This is a genomic window from Micrococcus sp. Mcc89 (genome assembly GCF_024519795.1).
Lineage (GTDB): Bacteria > Actinomycetota > Actinomycetes > Actinomycetales > Micrococcaceae > Micrococcus > Micrococcus luteus.
The window spans coordinates 36016-58186 of the sequence record NZ_JALJRI010000042.1 but is presented as its reverse complement, the minus strand read 5'-3'; the positions used below and the strand labels follow the sequence as shown (position 1 = coordinate 58186).

General features: G+C 73.6%; 16 protein-coding genes. 6 read left to right on the top strand and 10 right to left on the bottom strand.

Annotated elements, in window-relative coordinates:
- The first annotated feature begins 97 nt into the window (after positions 1-97).
- Positions 98-1600, top strand: a complete 1503-nt coding sequence (locus tag NR072_RS05555; protein ID WP_256836443.1) for an MFS transporter — start codon at positions 98-100, stop codon at positions 1598-1600.
- A gap of 16 nt (positions 1601-1616) precedes the next feature.
- Here the strand turns inward: NR072_RS05555 and NR072_RS11475 are convergent, their stop codons facing one another.
- The 4 genes from NR072_RS11475 to glyA all read right to left on the bottom strand — a co-directional run bounded on the left by NR072_RS11475 (position 1617) and on the right by glyA (position 6843).
- Positions 1617-3524: an ABC transporter permease gene (locus NR072_RS11475; RefSeq protein WP_373021485.1), complete on the bottom strand. Its 1908-nt coding sequence runs from the start codon at positions 3522-3524 to the stop codon at positions 1617-1619.
- A 3-nt stretch (positions 3525-3527) separates the two neighbouring features.
- Complete coding sequence (locus NR072_RS05540; protein ID WP_060974382.1) at positions 3528-4514, bottom strand: ABC transporter ATP-binding protein; 987 nt, start codon at positions 4512-4514, stop codon at positions 3528-3530.
- 129 nt (positions 4515-4643) lie between these two features.
- Positions 4644-5555, bottom strand: coding sequence for a bifunctional methylenetetrahydrofolate dehydrogenase/methenyltetrahydrofolate cyclohydrolase (locus NR072_RS05535; protein ID WP_036338210.1), 912 nt, complete (start codon positions 5553-5555; stop codon positions 4644-4646).
- Between the two features lie 7 nt (positions 5556-5562).
- Entirely contained in the window at positions 5563-6843 is a 1281-nt protein-coding gene (glyA, locus tag NR072_RS05530; RefSeq protein ID WP_010079361.1) for a serine hydroxymethyltransferase, read from the bottom strand.
- A gap of 227 nt (positions 6844-7070) precedes the next feature.
- Here glyA and NR072_RS05525 point away from each other — a divergent pair, with 227 nt between their 5' ends.
- The gene (locus NR072_RS05525; protein ID WP_256836442.1) at positions 7071-8585 is read left to right on the top strand and encodes a catalase; all 1515 of its coding nucleotides are present in this window, start codon (positions 7071-7073) and stop codon (positions 8583-8585) included.
- Between the two features lie 105 nt (positions 8586-8690).
- Here the strand turns inward: NR072_RS05525 and NR072_RS05520 are convergent, their stop codons facing one another.
- Positions 8691-10247 carry a hypothetical protein gene (locus NR072_RS05520; RefSeq protein ID WP_256836440.1) on the bottom strand — a complete coding sequence of 519 codons (1557 nt, stop codon included), beginning with the start codon at positions 10245-10247 and terminating at the stop codon, positions 8691-8693.
- A gap of 179 nt (positions 10248-10426) precedes the next feature.
- On the opposite strand from NR072_RS05520, the gene NR072_RS05515 reads away from it, so the two are divergent.
- Genes NR072_RS05515 through NR072_RS05505 form a run of 3 tightly spaced genes read left to right on the top strand, consistent with a single transcriptional unit; the run spans position 10427 to position 12938 of the window.
- The gene (locus NR072_RS05515; RefSeq protein WP_049145581.1) at positions 10427-11332 is read left to right on the top strand and encodes a formyltetrahydrofolate deformylase; all 906 of its coding nucleotides are present in this window, start codon (positions 10427-10429) and stop codon (positions 11330-11332) included.
- Between the two features lie 55 nt (positions 11333-11387).
- Positions 11388-11909 carry a gamma carbonic anhydrase family protein gene (locus NR072_RS05510; protein ID WP_036314590.1) on the top strand — a complete coding sequence of 174 codons (522 nt, stop codon included), beginning with the start codon at positions 11388-11390 and terminating at the stop codon, positions 11907-11909.
- A 24-nt stretch (positions 11910-11933) separates the two neighbouring features.
- Positions 11934-12938, top strand: a complete 1005-nt coding sequence (locus NR072_RS05505) for a D-isomer specific 2-hydroxyacid dehydrogenase family protein (protein ID WP_373021483.1) — start codon at positions 11934-11936, stop codon at positions 12936-12938.
- A 27-nt stretch (positions 12939-12965) separates the two neighbouring features.
- On the opposite strand, the gene NR072_RS05500 is transcribed toward NR072_RS05505, so the two are convergent.
- The 5 genes from NR072_RS05500 to NR072_RS05480 form a co-directional block, all read right to left on the bottom strand.
- Positions 12966-14258: an ABC transporter ATP-binding protein gene (locus NR072_RS05500; RefSeq protein WP_063188965.1), complete on the bottom strand. Its 1293-nt coding sequence runs from the start codon at positions 14256-14258 to the stop codon at positions 12966-12968.
- A gap of 35 nt (positions 14259-14293) precedes the next feature.
- Positions 14294-15196, bottom strand: coding sequence for a carbohydrate ABC transporter permease (locus NR072_RS05495; protein ID WP_080695865.1), 903 nt, complete (start codon positions 15194-15196; stop codon positions 14294-14296).
- Positions 15193-16164, bottom strand: a complete 972-nt coding sequence (locus NR072_RS05490) for a carbohydrate ABC transporter permease (protein WP_036381993.1) — start codon at positions 16162-16164, stop codon at positions 15193-15195. The genes NR072_RS05495 and NR072_RS05490 overlap by 4 nt, the downstream gene beginning before the upstream one ends.
- Positions 16161-17465, bottom strand: coding sequence for an extracellular solute-binding protein (locus tag NR072_RS05485; protein ID WP_256836433.1), 1305 nt, complete (start codon positions 17463-17465; stop codon positions 16161-16163). Before NR072_RS05485 ends, NR072_RS05490 begins: the two co-directional genes overlap by 4 nt.
- Positions 17466-17551: 86 nt before the next feature.
- A complete protein-coding gene (locus NR072_RS05480) occupies positions 17552-20233 on the bottom strand; it encodes an ATP-dependent helicase C-terminal domain-containing protein (RefSeq protein WP_256836431.1) in 2682 nt (893 codons plus the stop codon).
- 65 nt (positions 20234-20298) lie between these two features.
- On the opposite strand from NR072_RS05480, the gene NR072_RS05475 reads away from it, so the two are divergent.
- On the top strand, positions 20299-22146 hold the full coding sequence (locus NR072_RS05475) for a glutaminase (RefSeq protein WP_250161994.1): 1848 nt from the start codon (positions 20299-20301) through the stop codon (positions 22144-22146).
- Positions 22147-22171: the final 25 nt, after the last annotated feature.

Sequence of the window (22171 nt, the reverse complement as noted above, 5' to 3'; positions counted from 1 at the left end):
CTCCTCCGGAGGGGCTCGTGGGGTCTGCCCTCCATCATCCCGCATCGTGGGGTGCGCTCCGAATCGGGCGGCCCGCGTCGGCACCTATCCTGAGGCGATGACCCCCCGCCCCCCGCGCCCCGCCGACCCCGCGTCCGGGGCCTTCACCCCTGACCAGCGCCGCATCCTCACCGCACTGCTCATGCCGCTCTTCCTCGCGTTGATGAGCGTGTCCGTGGTGAACGTGGCGCTGCCGGCCATCGAGTCGGGCCTGGACGCCACGAGCGCGGATCTGCAGTGGGTGCTGGCGGGGTACACGCTGACGTTCGGCACCGTGCTCGTGGCAGCGGGCCGCGCCGGCGACCTGTGGGGCCGCAAGAGCCTGTTCCTGGCGGGCATCACGCTGTACATGCTCGGCTCCCTGCTCTCCGGCCTGGCCGGGGACACCCTGCTGCTCAATGCCGGGCGCCTGCTCACGGGCCTGGGCGCGGGTGTGTTCAACCCCCAGGTCATCGGGTTCATCCAGTCGAACTTCCACGGCCGCGCCCGCGGGCGGGCCTACGGACTCTTCGGCACCGTGGTGGGCCTCGGCGTGGCCGTGGGGCCCCTGCTCGGCGGGCTGTTCCTCGGCGCGTTCGGCCCCGAGTGGGGCTGGCGCTCCACGTTCCTCATGAACGTGCCCGTGGGCCTGGCCGCCGTCGCGATGGGCGCCCTCTGGCTGCCGCCGCCCACCCGCGTGCACGGCCTGCCCCCCGCCCCCGGACCACGCGGGATCGCCGCGCTCGACCCGGTGGGCGCCCTGCTGCTCGGCGCCGGCGGGGTGAGCCTCATGGTGCCGTTCATCGTCCCGGGCACCGCCTGGCTGCTGGTGCTCGCCGCCGCGCTCGTGACGGCGTGGTGGCTGTGGGAGAAGCGCGTGAAGGCCCGGGCGTCGGCCACCGGCGTGCAGCCCATGGTGGACCCGGCCCTGTTCCGGCGGCCGTCCTTCACGATCGGCGCGCTCGAGTCCACGATCTACCTGGCCACCATGCCGGCGGTGTTCGCGATCGTGGCGATCTTCCTGCAGCGCGGCATGGGGTTCACGCCGCTCGAGGCCGGCCTCGTGGGTCTGCCCGGCGCCGTCGTCGTGGCCTCTCTGTCCCCGTGGGTGGGCTCGATGGTGCAGCGGCGCGGGCCCGTGCTCGTGCTGCTCGGCGCTCTGGTGGGCCTCGTGTCGCTGGGGGTGCTCGCGCTCGCGTTCGAGCGCAGCGCAGCCGGCGCGTGGTCGCCGTGGATCGTGGGGGTGGGGCTGATCGTGCAGTCGGCCTCGCAGGCCCTGCTGCTCACCAGCACGCAGGTGCTGATGATGGACGACGTCGCCGGCCACGAGGCGGGGGCGGCCGGCGGCGTCGCCCAGACGGCGCAGCGCCTCGGCACCGCCCTGGGCCTGTCCGTGGTGACGGGCGCGTTCTTCGCGGCCCTGGCCGGCGCCGCAGCCGAGAGCGCCGGGCCACCGTCGGCCGCGGCGTACGCGCACGCGGCCTCGACCGCCATGGGCATGGTGGCCGTGTGCTGGGCGCTCACCGCCGTGGTCGCGGCCCTGGACGTGGTCCGGCGGCGCCGCGCGGTGCGCGCGGCCTGACCGGCCCGCGGGGGCCTCAGCGCAGGAACAGCGCGCCGAGCCGGCGGGCGGCGAGCCACACCCCGACGCCGGCCATCACCACGAAGTAGAGGACGTGGCCGGCGGTCGCCCAGCTCAGCACGCCCACCGCGAGCGCACGCATCATCTCCACCGCGTGCCACAGCGGGAACACGCGGATCACCCACTGGATCGGCTCCGGGTAGACCGCGAGCGGGAAGAACGTGGCCGAGAACAGGAACATGGGCATCAGCACGATCTGGATCCAGTCCATGTGCTGGAACGTCTTCATCCAGCTCGTCACCGCCATGCCGAGGGAGGCGAAGCCCAGCGCCACGAGCAGGGCGCCGGGGATCATGAGCAGCGCCGTCCACGAGGTGACGAGCCCGGCCACGGTCATGACGATCAGGAAGCCGACCGCGTAGATCAGCCCGCGCAGCAGCGCCATCGCGATCTCCCCGAGGGCCACGTCCAGCGGGCCCAGCCGCGTGGAGAGCATGGTCTGGTACGTCTTCGCGTAGCGCAGCTTGAAGAACACGTTCCACGTGGAGTCGTAGATGGCGCCGTTCATCGCCGAGACCGCCAGCAGTGCGGGGGCGAGGTACATGCCGTACGGGACGGGGGTGCCATCCGGGCCGGCCACGTCGCCGACCAGCGCACCGAGCCCCAGCCCCAGGGAGGCCAGGTAGAGCACGGGCTCGAAGAACCCGGAGAAGAACACCACCCAGTTGTTGGACTTCAGGGACAGGAACGCCCGCTCCATCACCGCGCGCACGTTGCCCGAGTACGCGCCGGCCAGCGGGCCGCGGCGCACGGGGATCTCGGGCATGGGCGGCACGGCGACGGCGTGTTCCCGCACCACCGACGACGACGGCGCGGCCGGGCCCGCCTGCGGGGCGGCGGGTGCGACGTCGGCGCGGGCGGCCCCGGTGCGCGCGGCACGGCGGCCCAGGCGCGGGGCACGGTCCCGACGGGCGACCGTGACGGCGTCGCGGTCCGGGGTGCCGCGGACCCAGCCGAGGCGGCGCGTGTAGATCCGCACCGCGAGCCAGGCCCCGCCCAGCGCGAGGGCCAGCAGGAACGCCACGTGCACCACGGTGAGCCAGACCGGCTCGGCCATCCCGTAGGAGAGCACGCGGCCGAGCTGGGCGGCATGCCACTGCGGGGAGAGCCAGCCGATCCAGCGCAGCCACACCGGCAGCGCCTCGAGCGGGTAGAAGGTGGCGGAGAACAGGAACAGGGGCATGACCACGAGCCGCTGCAGGGTGGCGAACTGGCCCTTGTCCTCCTGCAAGGAGGCCGCGAACGCCATGATCGGCGCGCCGACGGCGAGCCCGCCGAGCGTGGCGGTGAGGACCTGCACCCACGCCCACGGGCTCGAGACCACGCCGAACGCCAGCATCACCAGCAGGAACACGGCGGCCTGGAACACGAACCGCAGGCTCACGGCCGCGAGGTGGCCCAGGGCGATCTGCGCCGGAGACAGCGGAGTGGCCTGCGCCGCGTAGTACGTGCGCTGCCACTGGAACCCGCCCATCACCGGGTAGGAGAACTCGACGGACGCGGTCATCAGCGCGCCCGAGGCCAGCAGCGCCGGGGCGATGAACGCGACGTAGGAGACCCCGCCCAGGGCGTCCTGCGGCATCCCCCCGCCCATGAGCTGGGCCAGGCCCAGGCCCATGGCCAGCAGGTAGAGCACGGGCTCGCCGAGCGCCCCGACGAGCAGCACCGCGCCGTAGCGACGCATGTTCCGCAGCTGGTGTTCGGCGTAGAGCAGGACGCCGCGGCGCCTCACACGCTCCGCGGACGCCGCCGCGGTGACCGGCGGGCGCAGCGGCTCGGCGGGCGTGGCGGACGGAGCCGAGGTCCCGGACCGCGGGCCGGGCGAGGCGGGGCCGGGGGTCGTCGTCGTGGTGGGGGACGGCACGGGTCAGTCCACCAGGGTGCGGCCGGTGAGGATGAGGAACACGTCCTCGAGGCTCGCGCGGCGGGTCAGCGTGGTGGCGGGGGCGGGCAGGGCGCCCTCGTCGACGAGGCGCTGCACGACGTCGTGCAGGTCGTCCGCGCGTCGGGCGTAGACGAGGACGCGGTCCGGGAGGACCTCGACGCGGTGCACGACGCCGTCACCCGCGTGGGCCTGGACGGTGCGGGCCGCGGCCTCGTTGCGGTCCGCGCCGAAGCGCGCCTCAAGGACCTCACGGGAGGCGTGCTCGCGGATGAGCTCGGCGGGGGTGCCGGCGGCCATGATCTCGCCGCCGTCGACCACGACGAGCCGGTCGCACAGCTGCTCCGCCTCGTCCATGTGGTGCGTGGTCAGCAGCAGCGTGGTGCCGCGTTCCTTGAGCCGGTAGAGGCGGTCCCACAGGATGTGGCGGGCCTGCGGGTCCAGGCCCGTGGTGGGCTCGTCGAGGAGGAAGAGGGCCGGCTCGTTGACCAGGGCGCGGGCGATCACGAGCCGGCGCTTCATGCCGCCGGAGAGGTCGGTGACCTTGGCGTCCGCCTTCTCGGTGAGCTGGGCGAAGGCCAGCAGCTCCTCGGCCTTGGGCCGCAGGTATGAGTAGGGCAGGCCGAAGTAGCGGCCGTAGATCAGGATGTTCTCCCGGGCGGTGAGCTCCTCGTCCAGGTTGTCCTGCTGCGGCACCACGCCCAGGCGCGCACGGACGGCCGGCCCGTCCTCCTCCGGGTCGATGCCCAGGATGGTCAGCTCGCCCGCGGTGCGCTGCGAGGTGCCCGCGAGCATGCGCATGGTGGTGGACTTGCCCGCGCCGTTGGGGCCGAGCAGGCCGAAGCACTCGCCGGGACGCACGTCCAGGTCGATGCCCTTCACGGCGTGGAACTCGCCGTACTGCTTGCGCAGCCCACGGGCACGGATGACGGAGGCGCCGCCGGGGGACGCGTGCAGAGTGGTGTGACTCACAAGGCGACAGCATAGACGCACCACCCGCCCGGACGCGCGCCGCCCCCTCGGCGACGAACCCTGCGATATGGCCCCCATCCGGGGTGGATGGGGGCCATATCGCAGGGTTGGTCGCGGGAGTGGGAGAGGTCAGGCTCCGGCCCGCTCCCCGGCCCAGTCCTCGCCGTCGGCGGCACGCTCGGCGGCCTCGACGACGTTCGCCAGCAGCATGACGCGGGTCATCGGCCCGACGCCGCCCGGGTTCGGCGCCATCCAGGCCGCCTTCTCCTTCACGGCCGGGTCCACGTCGCCCAGGACGCGCGACGTCCCGTCCTCCCCGGTCACGCGGGAGACGCCCACGTCCAGGACGATCACGCCCTCCTTGACCTGCTCCGGCTTCACCATGTGGGCGGAGCCGGCGGCGGCGATCACGACGTCGGCGCTCGCCAGCAGCTCGTCGAGGTTCGTGGTGCCGGTGTGGGCCAGGGTCACGGTGGCGTTGACCTCGCGGCGGGTGAACACGAGGCCGGCGGGCCGGCCGATGGTCACGCCGCGGCCGATCACGAGCACGTGCTTGCCGGCCAGCCCCACACCGTGGTGGCGCAGCAGCTCGACGCAGCCGGCCGGGGTGCACGGCAGCGGCGAGTCCAGCTCGCCGCCGACCGAGGCCACGAGCCGCCCCAGGTTCATGGGGTGCAGGCCGTCCGCGTCCTTGTCCGGGTCGATGGCCTCGAGCACCTTCTGGGTGTCCACGTGCTTCGGCAGCGGCAGCTGGACGATGTAGCCCGTGCAGGCCGGGTCCTCGTTCAGCTCGCGCACGACGTCGAGGATCTGCTCCTCCGTCGCGTCCGCGGGCAGCTCACGCTGGATGGACTCGATGCCCACCTCGGCGCAGTCGCGGTGCTTGCCCGCCACATACTTCTGCGAGCCGGCGTCCTCACCCACGAGCAGGGTGCCGAGGCCGGGGGTGTGCCCGCGCTCGGCGAGGGCGGCCACGCGGCCGCGCAGCTCCTCCTTGATCGCGGCGGCGGTGGCCTTGCCGTCCAGGACCTTCGCGGTCATCGCCGGCTCACCAGCCCTCGAGGCCGTCGTACAGCGGGAAGTCCTCGGTGAGCTTCACGACGCGGGCGCGCAGCGCCTCCACGTCCGGGCTCGGCTTCAGCGCCTCGGCGATGACGTCGGACACCTCGCGGAACTCGGCCTCGCCGAAGCCGCGGGAGGCCAGCGCGGGGGTGCCGATGCGCAGGCCGGAGGTGGTCATCGGCGGACGCGGGTCCCACGGCACCGAGTTGCGGTTCACGGTGATGCCGACCTCGTGCAGGATGTCCTCGCCCTGCCTGCCGTCCAGCTGGGACTCGCGCAGGTCCACCAGGACGAGGTGCACGTCCGTGCCGCCGGTGAGCACCGAGATGCCGTGCTCGGCCATGTCCGGGGCGGTCAGGCGCTCGGCCAGGATCTGCGCGCCGGCCAGGGTGCGCTCCTGCTTCTCCTTGAAGTCCGCGGAGCCGGCGATCTTGAAGGCCACGGCCTTGCCCGCGATCGCGTGCATCAGCGGGCCGCCCTGCTGGCCCGGGAACACGGCGGAGTCGATCTTCTTCTTCAGCTCCTCGGTGGAGAGGATGAAGCCCGAACGGGGGCCGGCGAGGGTCTTGTGCACGGTGGAGGAGACGACGTCGGCGTGCGGCACCGGGTTCGGGTGCAGGCCGGCGGCCACGAGGCCGGCGAAGTGGGCCATGTCCACCCAGAGCCTGGCGCCGACCTCGTCCGCGATCGAGCGGAAGGCGGCGAAGTCGAGCTGACGGGGGTAGGCGGACCAGCCGGCCACGATCACCTTCGGCCGGGCCTCGAGGGCCTTCTCGCGCACCTTGTCCATGTCGATGCGGTGGGTGTCCGGCTCCACCTCGTACGCGGCGATGCTGTAGTTCTTGCCGGAGAAGTTCAGCTTCATGCCGTGCGTCAGGTGGCCGCCGTGCGCCAGGGACAGGCCCATCATCGTGTCCCCGTGGTCCAGCAGCGAGGTCATCACGGCCACGTTGGCCTGGGCGCCGGCGTGCGGCTGGACGTTGGCGTGCTCGGCGCCGAACAGGTCCTTGGCGCGCTGGATGGCCAGGTTCTCGGCCACGTCCACGAACTCGCAGCCGCCGTAGTAGCGGCGGCCCGGGTAGCCCTCCGCGTACTTGTTGGTCAGCACCGAGCCCTGCGTCTCGAGGATGGCGCGCGGCACGAAGTTCTCCGAGGCGATCATCTCGAGCGTGCCCCGCTGGCGGCCGAGCTCGTCCGCGAGCGCCGCGGCGATCTCCGGGTCCACCTCGGCGAGGGGCTGGGTGTTGATGTCGGGCGTCTGCGTCACGGGGGTTCCCTTCGAACGGGGGTCTGTGCGGCCGGAAGGCTCCGGTGCCCTCCATCCTAGTGACCAGGCGCCGTCGTCGGGCCTGCGCGACGGCGGCCCGCGGCCCCGGCGACCGACCCCGGCACCCGGTTCTTTTGACTGATTCAGAAATATGCCAAGATCGGGGGTGACGCCGCCCACCGCGCCGATCGGTGCGCGGCCGACGTCGATCGACGAAGGAGAGTTCCATGACGGAGTACCAGAAGAAGACCCCGCACGCGACCGGTTCCACCCGCCAGAACGGCGCCCCGGCCGTCAGCGACCGCCAGTCCCTGACCGTGGGCAGCGAGGGGCCCATCGTCCTGCACGACACCCACCTGCTGGAGACCCACCAGCACTTCAACCGCATGAACATCCCGGAGCGCCGCCCGCACGCCAAGGGCTCCGGCGCCTTCGGCGAGTTCGAGGTGACCGAGGACGTGTCGAAGTACACCAAGGCCCTCGTGTTCCAGCCGGGCACGAAGACCGAGACCCTCCTGCGCTTCTCCACCGTGGCCGGCGAGCTCGGCTCCCCGGACACCTGGCGCGACGTGCGCGGCTTCGCGCTGCGCTTCTACAGCGAGGAGGGCAACTACGACATCGTCGGCAACAACACCCCGATCTTCTTCCTGCGCGACCCGATGAAGTTCACCCACTTCATCCGCTCGCAGAAGCGTCTGCCGGACTCCGGCCTGCGCGATGCCACCATGCAGTGGGACTTCTGGACCAACAACCCCGAGTCGGCGCACCAGGTGACCTACCTGATGGGCCCGCGCGGCCTGCCCCGCACCTGGCGTGAGATGAACGGCTACGGCTCCCACACCTACCTGTGGGTCAACGCCCAGGGCGAGAAGCACTGGGTGAAGTACCACTTCATCTCCCAGCAGGGCGTGCACAACCTCTCGAACGACGAGGCCACCAAGATCGCCGGCGAGAACGCCGACTTCCACCGCCAGGACCTGTTCGAGTCCATCGCCAAGGGCGACCACCCCAAGTGGGACCTCTACATCCAGGCGATCCCCTACGAGGAGGGCAAGACCTACCGGTTCAACCCCTTCGACCTGACGAAGACGATCTCCAAGAAGGACTACCCGCGCATCAAGGTCGGCACGCTGACCCTGAACCGCAACCCGGAGAACCACTTCGCGCAGATCGAGTCCGCCGCGTTCAGCCCGAGCAACACCGTGCCGGGCATCGGCCTCTCCCCGGACCGCATGCTCCTGGGCCGCGCCTTCGCGTACCACGACGCACAGCTGTACCGCGTGGGCGCCCACGTGAACCAGCTGCCGGTGAACCGTCCCAAGAACGCGGTGCACAACTACGCCTTCGACGGCCAGATGTGGTACGACCACACCGGCGACCGCTCCACCTACGCGCCGAACTCCAACGGCGACTCCTGGTCGGACGAGACCGGCCCGGTGGACGACGGCTGGGAGGCCGACGGCACCCTGACCCGCGAGGCCCAGGCCCTGCGCGCGGACGACGACGACTTCGGCCAGGCCGGCACCCTCGTCCGGGAGGTCTTCTCGGCCCAGGAGCGCGAGGACTTCGTGGAGACCGTGGCCGGCGCGCTGAAGGGCGTCCGCCAGGACGTCCAGGCCCGCGCCTTCGAGTACTGGAAGAACGTGGACACCGCGATCGGCCAGCGCATCGAGGACGAGGTCAAGCGCCACGAGGGCGACGGCATCCCGGGCGTCGAGGCCGGCGGCGAGGCCCGCATCTGACGGCTCCCTCCCCCGGCGGGCGCCCGCGCGCGCTCCGCTGAACGCACGGCGGCCGCTCCCTCGCACGAGGGGGCGGCCGCCGTCGTCGTGGGGCGAATGCCCAGGTCAGCGCTTGCCCCAGCGGCGCTCCTGCGCCTGGGCCAGCTTGTCCTTGATCACCTTCACGGCCTTGTCCTTGGCGGACACGGCCACGTTGTCCCGCAGCGGGACGGCGACCTTGTCACGCACGGTCTCGAACGCGGAGGCCGCCACGGCGCCGGCCTGGGCCAGCTTCGACTCGCCCTCGGCGTCCGAGCCTCGGGTCTGGTCGCGGTCCGCCCGCAGGTCCGGGAGGGCGGCGCCCTCGGTGTCGTCCTCGGCGGGCTCCTCATCCGTGGGGGCGGAGGAGGTGGAGGTGTCCGGGGCCACGGTCGTGGGCGTCGACGACGTCGGCGCGGCGGTCCCGGCGGCTGCCGCCGACTGCGCGGCGCGGGCCTCGCGGCGGGTCGCCGGAGTGGCGTCCTCCGCACGGCCGGACGAGGCCGCGGTCGGATCCAGCTCCGGGGCGCCGCCCAGGGGCGTGGCCGGCGTGGTGCCGGCGTGGGTCTCCGGGGCCTCGGCCCGTCGGGTGGCCGGGGTGGCCTCGAGGGACGGGCGCTCGGCCGCGGCCTCGAGGGACGGGCGCTCAGCCGCGGGCTCGACCGCCGCCGGCTGCGCGACGTCCGCGCCGTGGTCATCGGTGCGCGCCGGCTCGCGGTCCGCCTCCGCCACGCGACCGGGCACCCCGGGCGTGCCGTCGATGCGCAGGGACCCGGCGGCCGAGCGCTCCGCCCCGTCGGCGCCGTTCTGCTGGGCCTGGTCCGACTCGGTGGCCACGACGGTGACCGAGCCGTGCGCGGTGGTGGCGACCGTGTGCGTCTCGAGGTGCTCGCCCTGAGGGACGGGGATCGCGTCCGTGGCGAACTCCTTGGTGGGGGTGTGCTCGGTGGCGACCTCGGCGGCGGGGACGGTCCCGTGCACGTGCTCGGGAGCCGGGGTGAGGTGGCTTCTGTGCTGCGGAGCCTCGGCGGCCGGTGCCGCCGGGGCGGGGGTCTCGGTCACCGGAGACGGGGAGGCCGGGGTCGCCGGGACGTCGGCCGCGGGCGTCTGCTCGTCCAGGGTGACGCCGGAGCCGCCGGCCACACCGGCCGCGCCCAGGCCCACGGTGTCCGTCTCGCGCGCCGTGCTCGGCGCCGCCGCGGCGGGGCGCAGAGTGCCCCGGGTGGCCGGAGCCGCGGCATCGCGACGGTGGGTCTCAGCGGCGGCCTCGGTGCTCGGGGCGTCGTGCTGGTCCACGGTCACCCCCGCCCCGCCGGCCACGCCGGCGACGGACTCGTCGGTCTCGCGGTCCGCCGCGGCGGTGTCGAACGCAGCCATACCCCCGGCGGGCTTCACCGCGGCTGCGGGGCGCGCGTCCTTCTCTGCCACCACCTCGTCCAGGCGGGAGAGGCGGGGCGGGGCCGCGGGGGCGGCCGCCTGCTCACCCGCGGTGTCCGCGGTGACACCCCGACGCTCGAGCCGGGTCTCGGCGGCCTCGGCCTCGGCCTCGCGACGACGGCGGGAGGCGATCACCGAGAGGATGATCAGGATCAGCAGCACGACGATGATCGCCGCGATGATCCAGTAGAGGGTGGACTGTGGCATGGGGGTGCTCCTCGGTCGTCTGGGGCGACCGGCCGGGCCGGGCGCCGCGTCGTGCTTCCCGCGCCGCCGCGCGGCGGGGAACCTGGTCTTGAGGATGACACGGGGCCCGGCCCCCCGACCAGGGATCAGCCCCGTCATCCCGCGGTTCCGCGCGGCCGGCACCGCCTACCATCGACGCCATGGACACGGCAGCCCTCTCCCCCAGCCCCTCCCCCGCCTCCGGCGCCGAGCACGCCCACGTGCTCACGCTGGCCTGCACGAACCGCAAGGGCATCGTGCACGCCGTGACGGGCGCCCTGCTGGGCGTGGAGGCGGACATCACCGAGTCGCAGCAGTACGACTCCCCGGACACCGGCGACTTCTTCATGCGCGTGGAGTTCGTGACCCCGGCCACGCGGGAGGACATCGACCAGGCGCTCGTGCCGGTGCGCGAGGAGTTCGGCATGCGCATGGGCCTGTGGGACGCGGCGCACCGCATGCGCACCCTCGTGATGTGCTCCAAGGACGGGCACACCCTCAACGACCTGCTCTTCCAGCAGCGCGCCGGCACCCTGCCCATCGAGATCCCCGTGGTGGTCTCGAACCACCTGGACCTGCAGCCGCTCGCCTCCTTCTACGGCGTGCCCTTCATCCACGTGCCCGTCTCCAAGGACCCCTCGAGCCGGGACTCCAAGGAGGCCGCGGAGGACCGGCTGCGCGACCTGATCGCCCAGTTCGACATCGAGCTGGTGGTCCTGGCCCGCTACATGCAGATCCTCTCGGACGAGCTGTGCCGGGACCTGGCCGGGATGGCCATCAACATCCACCACTCGTTCCTGCCCTCCTTCAAGGGCGCCCGCCCCTACCACCAGGCGCACGAACGCGGCGTGAAGCTCATCGGCGCCACCGCCCACTACGTGACCGCCGACCTGGACGAGGGCCCGATCATCGCGCAGTCCGTGCAGCCGGTGACCCACGCCCAGACCGCCGCCGACTTCGTGGCCCGCGGCCGCGACGTCGAGGGCTCCACGCTCGCGCAGGCCGTGCGCTGGCACGCCCAGCACCGCGTCCTCGCGGACGGCCGGCGGACCGTCGTCTTCAGCTGAGCCCGGGACGACGGCGCCACGCGGCGCCGTCGTCCTGCCCGCCTAGGCTGGTGGCATGGCCCACATCATCACCGTCGCGGGTGCCACCCCGCGCATCCACGAGTCCGTCTTCCTCGCCCCGACCGCCGCGATCACCGGCGACGTCGAGATGGCCGAGCGCTCCTCGGCCTTCTACGGCGTCTCCGCCCGCGGTGACTCCGCCCCCATCCGCGTCGGGGCGGGCACCAACCTGCAGGACAACGTGGTGCTGCACGCGGACGAGGGCTTCCCGTGCACCCTGGGCGCCGGTGTCTCCGTGGGCCACTCCGCCGTGGTGCACGGGGCCACCGTGGAGGACGACTGCCTGATCGGCATGTCCGCCACGGTGATGAACGGCGCGGTGATCGGGGCCGGTTCGCTCGTGGCCGCCGGGGCCCTGGTGCTCGAGGGGACGCAGGTCCCGGCCGGCTCTCTCGTGGCGGGCGTCCCCGCGAAGGTCCGCCGCCCCCTCACGGACGAGGAGCGGGAGGGCCTCAAGAAGAACGCGGCCACCTACCTGCGGCTGTCCGCCGCGCACCGGGACGCCGTCGCCGGCTGAACCGGGCCCGGAGGATGTGGGACGGTGGGCACCATGCCCACCTCTTCCGCTCTCCCCCGCACCCGACCCGACGACGTCCCCGAGCGCCTGCTCGTCCTCCCCGCGGCGCAGGACGTCGCCGGCACCCCCTACGCCCACGCCCGTCGGCTGGCCGAGCAGGCCGTGGCCGACGTCGGCGGCGCCGCCGTGGCCGAGGGCGACACCTCTGCCACGGCCCTGCTGATGGTCCGCCCGATCCCGGTCGATGCGCTCGCCGCGGCCCTGACCGCCCACCCCCACGTGAGCTGGGTGCAGCTCCCGTTCGCCGGGATCGAGCCGTTCGTCCCCCTCGTGCGCAGCCGCCCGGACATCGTGTGGACGTCCGCCAAGGACACGTACGCGCCGCCGGTGGCCGAACACGCGCTGCTGCTCACCCTGGCCCTGCTGCGGGACCTGCCCGCGCGCGTCCGCGCCACCACGTGGGGCCCCTCCTCCGGCCGCACCCTGAACGGCCTGAACGCCGTGGTCGTGGGCGGCGGCGGGATCGCACAGGAGTACATCCGCCTGCTCAAGACCTGGGACGTGCACGTCACCGCGGTCCGCCGACGCGCGGGAGACGTGCCCGGCGCGGACCGCACCGTCACGACCGACCGCCTCGACGAGGTCCTGCCCGGTGCGCAGGTCGTGATGATCGCCGCGGCCGCCACGGACGAGACCCGCGGCCTGTTCGACGCCGACCGCCTCGCCCTCCTGGACGAGGACGCCGTGCTCGTGAACATCGCCCGCGGGACGCTGGTGGACACGGACGCCGTCGTCGAGGCCCTCGCGGCGGGCCGGCTGCACGGCTACGGCACGGACGTCACCGACCCCGAGCCGCTGCCGGAGGGCCACCCGCTCTGGACGGAGGAGCGTGCGCTCATCACGCCGCACACGGCGGACACCCCGGAGATGTGCGTCCCGCTGCTCCACGCGCGGGTCGAGCGGAACCTGCGGGCCCGCGCGGCCGGGACGGAGCTGGAGGGCTTGGTGGACGCCGAGGGCGGGTACTGACCCGCCCCCGGCGTCCGCGGTGCCGGCTCAGCGGCGCGGCGCGTCCGCCTCGCGTTCGGCGGCATCGCGCTCGGTGGCCATCTCGATCTGGCGGCGGCGCTCCTCGGCGGCCCGGCGGGTCAGCTCCGCGCCGACCTCGGGGTCGCGGGTGAGGTTCTCACCGGTGGTCGGGTCGAACAGGTGCACGCGGGTGGTGTCCACCCACAGGCGGGTCGGCGTGCCCGGCCGGGCGCGGGACTCGCCGGAGAGGGTGGCCACGACGACGGGGCGCAGCTCGTCCGCGTCCAGGTCCTTGGCCAGCGAGGAGAGCATCTCGGCCACGGCCGGGTCCGGATCGAACTCGATGTAGCCGTACTGCTCGTGGCCGAGCCACTCCAGGTGCGTGAGCGTCGCGTCGAAGGTGGAGCCCTGGTCGCGGCGGCTGTCCTCCACCAGCTCGGCGTCCTCGAAGAACTCCGGCCGCAGGCCGAGGAACACGATGTCCCGCCCCTCGGCGGCGCGGGCCTTCTCGGGCGGCACCGGGATGTCACCGATCGGCGAGGACAGCACGTGGCCGCCCTCCTTCTGCTTCAGCGAGGCGGGCAGGAAGTTCATCGACGGCGAGCCGATGAAGCCGGCCACGAACAGGTTGAGCGGCTGCTCGTAGAGCTCGCGCGGGCTGGCCACCTGCTGCAGCTCGCCCTTCTTGAGCACGGCCACCCGGTCGCCCAGGGTCATGGCCTCGGTCTGGTCGTGCGTCACGTAGACGGAGGTGGTGGCCAGGCGGCGCTGCAGCTGCGAGATCTCCGCGCGCATCTGCCCACGCAGCTTGGCGTCCAGGTTGGACAGCGGCTCGTCGAAGAGGAACGCGTCCGCCTCGCGCACGATCGCCCGGCCCATGGCCACGCGCTGACGCTGGCCGCCGGAGAGGTTGCCGGGCTTGCGCTCGAGGTGGTCCTCGAGCTCGAGCACGCGGGCGGCGTCGCGCACCTTGCGGTCGATCTCCTCCTCGGAGGGCTTGTTGTCCTTGATCAGCCGCAGCGGGAAGGCGATGTTCTCGTACACCGTCAGGTGCGGGTACAGCGCGTAGTTCTGGAACACCATCGCGAGGTTGCGGTCCTTGGGGGCCGCCTCGTTCACGCGGCGGCCGTCGATCAGCATCTCGCCGTCGGTGATGTCCTCGAGGCCCACGATCATGCGCAGCAGCGTGGACTTGCCGGAGCCGGAGGGGCCCACGAGGATGACGAACTCGCCGTCCTCGATCTCCAGGTTCACGTCCTTGATGGCGTGGAAGCCGTCGTCGTAGGTCTTGTCGATGTGGTTCAGGGTGATGGAGGCCATCGGGGGGTCCTTTCGGGAGGTCTCGTGTGCGGGCCTCAGCCCTTCACCGCGCCGTTGGTCAGGCCGGCCACGATCTGACGCTGGAACGCCAGCACCAGGATCACGATCGGGATGGTCACGATGATCGCGGCCGCCGAGATGGCCCCGGTCGGCGACTCGAACTGCGAGGCGCCGGTGAAGAAGGCCAGGGCGGCGGGCACGGTGCGCGCGGTCTCGGTGGAGGTCAGGGAGATGCCGAACACGAAGTCGTTCCAGGCGATGAAGAAGGCGATGATCGCCGTCGTGAAGACGCCGGGGGCGGCCAGCGGGACGATCACCTTGCGGAACGCCTCGAGCGGGGTGGCGCCGTCCACCTGCGCGGCCTGGTCGAGCTCCCACGGGATCTGGCGGAAGAACGCGGCCAGGGTCCAGATGGAGATCGGCAGGGTCAGGGACAGGTAGGGGATGATCAGGCCGAGCCACGTGTCGTACAGCCCGAGGGTGCGCCACATGTTGAACAGCGGCGTCACCAGGGAGATGACGGGGAACATCGAGACCATCAGGGACACCGTGAGCACGATCCGCTTGCCCGGGAAGTCCAGGCGGGCGATCGCGTAGGCGCACAGCGTGGCCAGGATGACGGCGATGATCGTGGCGATCACGGTGATGCCGATCGAGTTGCGCAGCGCCGTGAGGAACAGCTCGCGCGAGCCGCCCACGAAGATCTCCTCGTAGTTCACGGTGGACCACTGGGTGGGCAGCAGCTTGCCGTTGGCGAGGTCGGCGGGCGTCTTGAAGCTGGTCGCGAAGATCGAGAACAGCGGGAAGAGGCACCACACGCCGATCACGACGGTGAGGATCCACCACAGTGCGGTGGCCTTTCCGGTGCCGCGACGGTGGGGCGCGCGGCCCTCAGGCGCGCGGCCCTCGGGGGCGGGAGCGGATGCGGCGGTGCTCACTTGGAACCTCCTCGGTCGGCCAGGTCCACCTTGAAGCCCTTGACGGCGATGACCGCCATGAGGGCCACGCACAGGAACAGGATCACGGAGACCGCCGAACCCATGCCGATCTCGAGCCGGCCGATGGACGTGCGGTAGGCCAGCAGCGAGAGGACCTCGGTGCCGTAGGCGCCGTTGGTCATGATGTAGATGGAGTCGAAGATGCGGAACGCGTCCATCGCGCGGAACAGGACGGCCACCATGATCGAGGCCTTCATGTTCGGCAGGATGACCAGCTTCATCCGCTGCCACCACGAGGCGCCGTCGACGGAGGCGGCCTCGGTGAGGTCGCCCGGCACCTGGGCCAGGCCGGCCAGCAGGAGCAGGGAGATGAACGGGGTGGTCTTCCAGATCTCGGAGAGCATGATCACGAACAGCGCGGTGCTGCCCTGCGCGAACCAGTTCAGGTCCGCGTCGACGCCCGGCAGCCACTCGAACCAGGCGTTGATGTAGCCCGAGTCGATCGAGAACATGTAGAACCACGCGAACGCGGAGACCACGGTGATGATGCCGTACGGCACCAGGATGATCGTGCGGATCAGGCCGCGGGTCTGCTTGATGGCGTGGTGCATGGCCAGGGCCAGCAGGAAGCCGAGGATGAGCTCGACCACCACGGTCACCACGGTGATCAGCAGGGTCACCCCGAGGCCCTTCCAGAACACGGGGTCCGTGAGGATCACGCCGTAGTTGCCCAGGCCCACGAACTCGCGGTCGCCCGGCGCGGTGAGCCGGTACGTGAACAGCGAGTCGTAGAGGGCCTGCAGGATCGGGTACAGGACCACGAACAGCATCACGAAGAACGCGGGGCCGGCCAGGAGCCAGCCGAGACGCGCCTCGGACTTCGCGCGCTGGGACTTCACCCGGCGGGGGCGACGACCCTCGGCGGCGCGCGGGGTGGATGCGGCGGGTGCGGTGTCGACGTGGCTCACAGCAGACGCTCCCCTCTCAGGACTTCCTGGATGAAGTCGTCGGTCTCGGCCGGGGTGGACTCGGTGACGCCCGACGGCGGCGCGTAGCGCTGCTGGATCGCGGTGGAGACCTCGTTGTAGTACGGGGTCTGCGGCCGCGGGGCGCCGAGTTCGAGGGACTCCCGGATGGTGTCCGCCATGGGGTACTTCTCGGCGACCTCGGGGGCGTCGTAGGCCGCCGGGTCGGCGGGCGGGTTGCCGTTCTCGACGAAGTACTGGCTCTGGTGCTCGGTGGTGGTGATGCAGGAGATCGCGTCCCAGGCGAGGTCCTGGTGCTCGGACTTCGCGCCCACCCCCAGGTTGATGCCGCCCACGGGCGGCGCGGCGTCCTCGCCCTCGACGGTGCGGGGGTAGACGGCCCAGCCGATGTCCTCGGGCAGGTCCTCCGGCAGCGAGCCCTCCTCCACGGAGCCGAGGGTGGCCGGCCAGACGAACGGCCAGTTGACCATGAACGAGCCGTTCTTGCCCTGGAAGAGCAGCATGGAGGCGTTCTCGTCCTGGGTCGGCAGGCCGGCGCTGCCGAGACCCTCCTTGCCGATCGTGGAGATGATCCGGGCGGCCGTGCGGCCGGCCTCGGAGTCGAGGTTCGTGGTGACCTCGTCCGTGGGCGCCTCGGCGTTGGGGACGATCTGCTCCCCGCCGCCCTCGATGAGCGCGTTGAGCCACACGGTCATGGACTCCGCACGGGCGCCCTGGACGGCCAGGTCCTTGTCCTGGCTGCGGGCGGCCTCGATCAGCTGGTCCCACGTGACGGGCTGGGACATGTCCAGCCCCGCGGCCTCGGCGACCGACTTGCGGTACCAGAGCAGCTGCGTGTTGGCCCAGAACGGGACCGTGACGAGCTCGTCCTTCCAGCTGGCGGCCGCGAGCGCGCCCTCCAGGGCGTTGTCCTTCGCGTACGCCTGCATCTCCTCCGGCACGGGGGCCAGGAAGCCGGGCTCGGCGAGCTCGGGGACGAACGGCGGGTCGAGGGACATGATGTCCATCGACGTGTCGCCCGCGGCGAGGCGGCGGGTCAGCTGCTCGCGCTGGGAGGCGGCGTCCGTCGGAAGCATGGACGTCTCGACTCTGTACCGGCCGTTCGCGGCGTCGGTGCACTGGGCGGCGATCTTCGCCTGCCCGCCGTCGTCGGGGTTGGTGTACCAGGTCAGGGTGGGCGTCTGCTCGGCCGGAGCACACCCGGCCAGGATCAGCGCGCCCGCGGCGACGGCGCCGGCCAGCGTGGCCCGGCGCCGTTGACGTGCCCGCGTGTCGTGTCTCACTAGTGGAACCTCAATCGATGCGAGTCGGATGTGACGGCCATCATCACGCATCACAGCGATTCCTGCACGTTTCGCGGACCCCTTTCTCAGCGGGCGCGGCGGTTCGTCCGGGCGGTCGGCTCCGCGGCGGCGGGATCCTCGGGCCACGGGTGCTTGGGGTAGCGCCCCCGGTTCTCAGCGCGGACCTGCGCGTAGGGGCCGGCCCAGAAGGAGGGCAGGTCGGCGGTCACGGCGAGCGGGCGACCTGCCGGGGAGAGCAGGTGCAGGACCACCGGCTCACGACCGTCCGCGACAGCGGGGGTGACACGCGCCCCGAAGAACTCCTGCAGCTTGGCGGCGACCACGGGCGGGGTGTCCTCGTGGACGGCCGGATAGTCCACGACGACGGCGCGCCCGCTCGGCACGGGCAGACGCTCGGGGGCGAGCTCGTCCAGCCGCCCCGCCTCCGGCCACGGCAGGGCACCGCGCAGCAGCGCCTCGGCGTCCAGGCGCGCGAGGGGCCGCCCCGCGGCCAGGTCGGCCGCGAGCCCGTCGACCAGCGCGTCCAGGCCGGGCAGCGCCGCGTCCGAGAGGTCCGGCCACGGGGCGCCGAGGACGCGGTGGAGCAGGTGCACCCGGCGGCGCAGGCGTTCGGTCCGACCGCTCGGGTCGAACCGGGCGAGGCCGTCGGCGGCGAGTGCGGCGCGCACGGCCTGCGCGGCGGCGTCGGGGGCGACGCGGGCCGGCGTCTCCGCCAGCACGAGCGCGCCCAGCCGGTCCATGCGGCGGCCGGTGAGCCGGTCCCCGCGCCAGTCGGCGGTGTCCTCGGTGCGCCGCAGGCCCGCGCCGGCGAGTTCGGCGAGCGGCCGGTCGATCGGCGCGGCCGCGCGGATCGCGGCACCCGTGCCGGCCGCGTCCCCGGCGATGCGGGCGACCTCGGCCACGGCCAGCCACTCCTGCCCCGCCAGGCCGCCGCCGGCGGCGTCGCGGGGCAGGGCCGCGCGGGTGCCGGAGGCGAGCAGGTACGCGCCCGCCTCCCCCGCGCGTCGGGCGATCCACGCGGGGAAGGCCAGGGCGGCCACGAGGCCGGCGGGGTGGCGCCGCGCGGTCGCCGTCGCCTCGGGCCCGGGCTCATCCGGGGCGTGGTGTGCGTGCCGACGGGCGAGTCGTTCCAGTCGGTCCGCCTCCCGGCGCCAGCGCCCGGCCTCCGGGTGCCGGCCGTCCCGCACGGCCGCGACCAGCGCCTCGAGGTCGGCCCCGGGGGCGCGCAGGTCCAGGGCGAGGGCCGCCGTCGCCTCGGCCGCGGGGCGGGGCCCCGTCCACGGTGCCGCGCGCAGGAGGGCGTGGCCGAGGGGCGGGTCCAGGGGCAGCTCGGCCAGGACGGCGCCGTGCGGGGTGATGCGCCCGTCCGCGTCCACCGCGTCGAGGGAGGCGAGCGTGCGCTCGGCGGCGGCCATCGCGTCGGCCGGCGGGTCCTCGGGCAGGGTCAGCCCGCGCCCACCTGGGGCGCCCCACGCCGCGAACGCCAGGGCCACCGGCGCGAGGTCGACGACGGCGAGGGCCGGCGTCGGGGCTGCGGGCGCGGTGCCCAGGGCCGCGGCGGTGTGGCAGCGGACCACGGTGCCGGGGCCGAGGCGGGCGGCGCGGCCCGCACGCTGGCCGGCGGCGGCACGCGAGGCCTGGACGGTGACGAGCCCGGCCATGCCGCGCCCCCGGTCCCGGCGCGGCTCGCGGGCCAGGCCCGCGTCGATGACGAGGCGCACCCCCGGCACGGTCAGCGAGGACTCGGCGACCGCCGTCGCGACGACGACGCGCGGCACGGTGGGGTCGGCGCGGCCGGCGAGCGCGGCGTCCTGGTCGGCGGGCTCCTGGCGGCCGTGCAGGACGCGGACCTCGGTGTCCGGGGCGAGCGCGGCGACGCGCCCCGCGACCGCCTCGACCTCGGCCACGCCGGGCAGGAAGACGAGGGCGTCCACGGTCGGGTCGGCGTCGAGCGCCGCGGCGTGGGCGCGCGCGGCCGTGGCCGCGACGTGGTCGAGGAAGGCCCGGTCCACGCGGCCCTCGGCGGTGAGGCGGTGGCCGCGGAAGGGGGCGTGCTCCTCGCGCAGCGGGTGCAGCACGGCCGGGGTGGAGGCCACGGGCAGGGGCGCCTCCTCCCCCATGCCGCGGGCCCAGCGGGTGGCCAGGGCCGCCGCGTCCACGGTGGCGGACATGGCCACGAGCGCGAGTTCGGGACGCAGCTGCCGCAGGTCGGCGAGGAGCGCGAAGAGCACGTCTGTGTCCAGGTCCCGCTCGTGGACCTCGTCCAGGACCACCGCGTCCACGCCGTCGAGCCCGGGGTCGGCGAGGAGGCGGCGCAGCAGCAGGCCGGGGGTCACGAACTCGACGGCCGAGGCCCCGCCGCCGGCCGCATCACCCCGCACCGCGTAGCCGACGGCGGCGTCCGCGAGCCGAGCCCGCGCGTCGGGGCCGGCGCCGGGCTGCGCGTCGGCCGCGGCGCCCAGCACCGCCGTGCGCAGCCGCCGCCAGGCCGCGCGCACCGCGACCCGCCGCGGCTGCGTGACCAGGACGCGCCCGCCGCCGTGGTCCGCGAGCCGGACCGCGAGCGCGGGCGGGACCACGGTGGTCTTGCCCGTGCCCGGGGGCGCCTCGACGACGGCCGCCCCGCGCGCGTCCAGCGCCGCCTCGAGGTCGGGCAGGGCGGCGGTGAACGTCAGCCCGGCACCGAGGCGGTCGAGGGCGGCGGCGAGGGCGGTGGGGACGGCGACGGGATCGGCGGGGGTGGGCATCGGGTCCATTGTGCCCGCCTCCGTCGCGCTGTCCCGGGACCGTCCCACTGACTAGGCTGTGACCCATGACCACACCCGTCCAGGAGCACCTCGATCGCCTCACGTCGGCCCACGCGGGTGAGGGGGAGGTCCCGGACGGGCTGGGCGTCGCGATGCTCATGGTGGACGGGCACCGCTACGTCTCCGGATCCATGACGCCCGTGCCGCTCGCCACGCTCGCCTCTCCCCTGTTCCACGCGCAGGCCCTCGAGGACCTCGGCGCGGTGCGGGTGGGCGAGCGCGTGGGCGCCGCCCCCGTGCGGGACCTGGACCACCGGGTCGAGGTGGACGCCGTCACGGGCCTGCCGCACAACCCGCTCCAGAACGCGGGCGCGGTGGCCACGGCCTCCCTGGTGAAGGGCCGCGGTGGCCGCGACCGCACCGCGCGCATGATGCAGCTGCTCTCCGCACTGTTCGACCGCGAGGTCACCGTCACGGAGTCGGCCGCGCGTGCGGAGAACCGCGCCCAGCATCACACCCGGTCCGCTGCGTGGCTGATGAAGTCCCTCGACACGCTGGACGCCGACCCCGAGACGCTGCTCGAGGACATCGCCACGGTGCGTGCCGCCGCCGTGACCGTGGAGGACCTCGCCCTGCTCGCCGGCACCCTCGCGCACGGCGGTGTCCACCCCGTCACCGGGGACCGTGTGCTGAGCGAGGAGACGGTCCGCGGTGTGCTCTCCGTGATGGACTCCTGCGGCATGGACACCCGGGACTCCCGGTGGGCATACGACGTCGGCCAGCCCGGCTGGGCGTCGACGCGCGGCGGCACGGTGCTCGTGGTGGTGCCGGGCCACCTCGGTCTGGCGCTGCAGTCGGACACGACGGACGAGAACGGGCTCGGCGCCGCGGCGATGGCCGCCCTGCGGACCCTCGTCGAGGACTTCGAGCTGCACCCGTCGGTGGTCACCGGCTCCCCGCGCGCGGCCCTGCGCACCCACTACCGGATCGATCAGGCGCCCTCGGGCACGGTGCGCAGCGCCGTCGTCCTCGAGGCGCTCGGGCGGTTCGCGGACACCGTGCACGTCATGGAGCTGGGCGGTCACCTCGGCTTCAGCCAGGTGGACGCGATCGCCCGCGTCAGCCGTGGTCTACCGGAGGTCCTCGAGACGCTCGTGGTGGACATGCGCTCGGTCAGCTCCATCTCCCGTCCGGCCCGGCTGCTGGTGGCCCAGTGGTTCGCCCGCGCGCTGGGCAACGGGCTCGACGTCGTCGTCGTGGACCGGGACGCCGCGGAGATGAAGGAGCTGATGGCGGCCGTCGAGGAGTCCGTGGAGGTCGACCTGCCCGAGCCGCTGCAGGATGAGGCCGAGGGGGTGGATCCCGCCGCCGAGGGTGCGCAGTTCGTGTTCTTCGACTCCCGCTCGCGGGCCGCCCAGTGGGCCGAGCAGCGGCTGCTCTCCCGGCACGCCCCCCACCTGCTGCCGCGGGACGCCCAGGAGGCGGCCGTGGCACCCCTGCTGCAGCACCTCTCCGCGGACGACGCGCGTCTGCTCGAGTCCATGATGGACGAGCGGGTCTACTCGGACGGCCAGATCATCCGTCGCGCCGGCCAGCCGTTCGGCGGCATCTACGTGATCGTCTCCGGCAGCGTGGAGCTCTCGGGTCAGGGCACGGGCAGCCGCCGCGTGCGCCGCACCCTGCTCACCCCGGGGATGACGTTCGGCGAGATGGCCCTGGGCCAGCCCGGCCGCCAGCCCTCCACCGTCCGCGCGCGCGGGCCGGTGACGGCGCGAGTCCTCACCGCCCAGGTGATGGTCGCGCTCCAGGAGGGCTTCCCCCAGCTGGCCCTGGCCCTGTGGGAGGCCCTGGCCCGCGACGCGTTCACCGCGCTAGGCCAGCTCATCCGGGAGACCGGCGCGCTGCAGGACTGACCACCCGCCGGGGCAGCGTCTCTGT

Coding starts and splice junctions, on each gene's coding strand:
- NR072_RS05555 (WP_256836443.1), top strand. CDS start 98: ATGACCCCCCGCCCCCCGCGCCCCGCCGACCCCGCGTCCGGGGCCTTC.
- NR072_RS05535 (WP_036338210.1), bottom strand. CDS start 5,555: ATGACCGCGAAGGTCCTGGACGGCAAGGCCACCGCCGCCGCGATCAAG.
- NR072_RS05525 (WP_256836442.1), top strand. CDS start 7,071: ATGACGGAGTACCAGAAGAAGACCCCGCACGCGACCGGTTCCACCCGC.
- NR072_RS05520 (WP_256836440.1), bottom strand. CDS start 10,247: ATGCCACAGTCCACCCTCTACTGGATCATCGCGGCGATCATCGTCGTG.
- NR072_RS05515 (WP_049145581.1), top strand. CDS start 10,427: ATGGACACGGCAGCCCTCTCCCCCAGCCCCTCCCCCGCCTCCGGCGCC.
- NR072_RS05510 (WP_036314590.1), top strand. CDS start 11,388: ATGGCCCACATCATCACCGTCGCGGGTGCCACCCCGCGCATCCACGAG.
- NR072_RS05500 (WP_063188965.1), bottom strand. CDS start 14,258: ATGGCCTCCATCACCCTGAACCACATCGACAAGACCTACGACGACGGC.
- NR072_RS05480 (WP_256836431.1), bottom strand. CDS start 20,233: ATGCCCACCCCCGCCGATCCCGTCGCCGTCCCCACCGCCCTCGCCGCC.
- NR072_RS05475 (WP_250161994.1), top strand. CDS start 20,299: ATGACCACACCCGTCCAGGAGCACCTCGATCGCCTCACGTCGGCCCAC.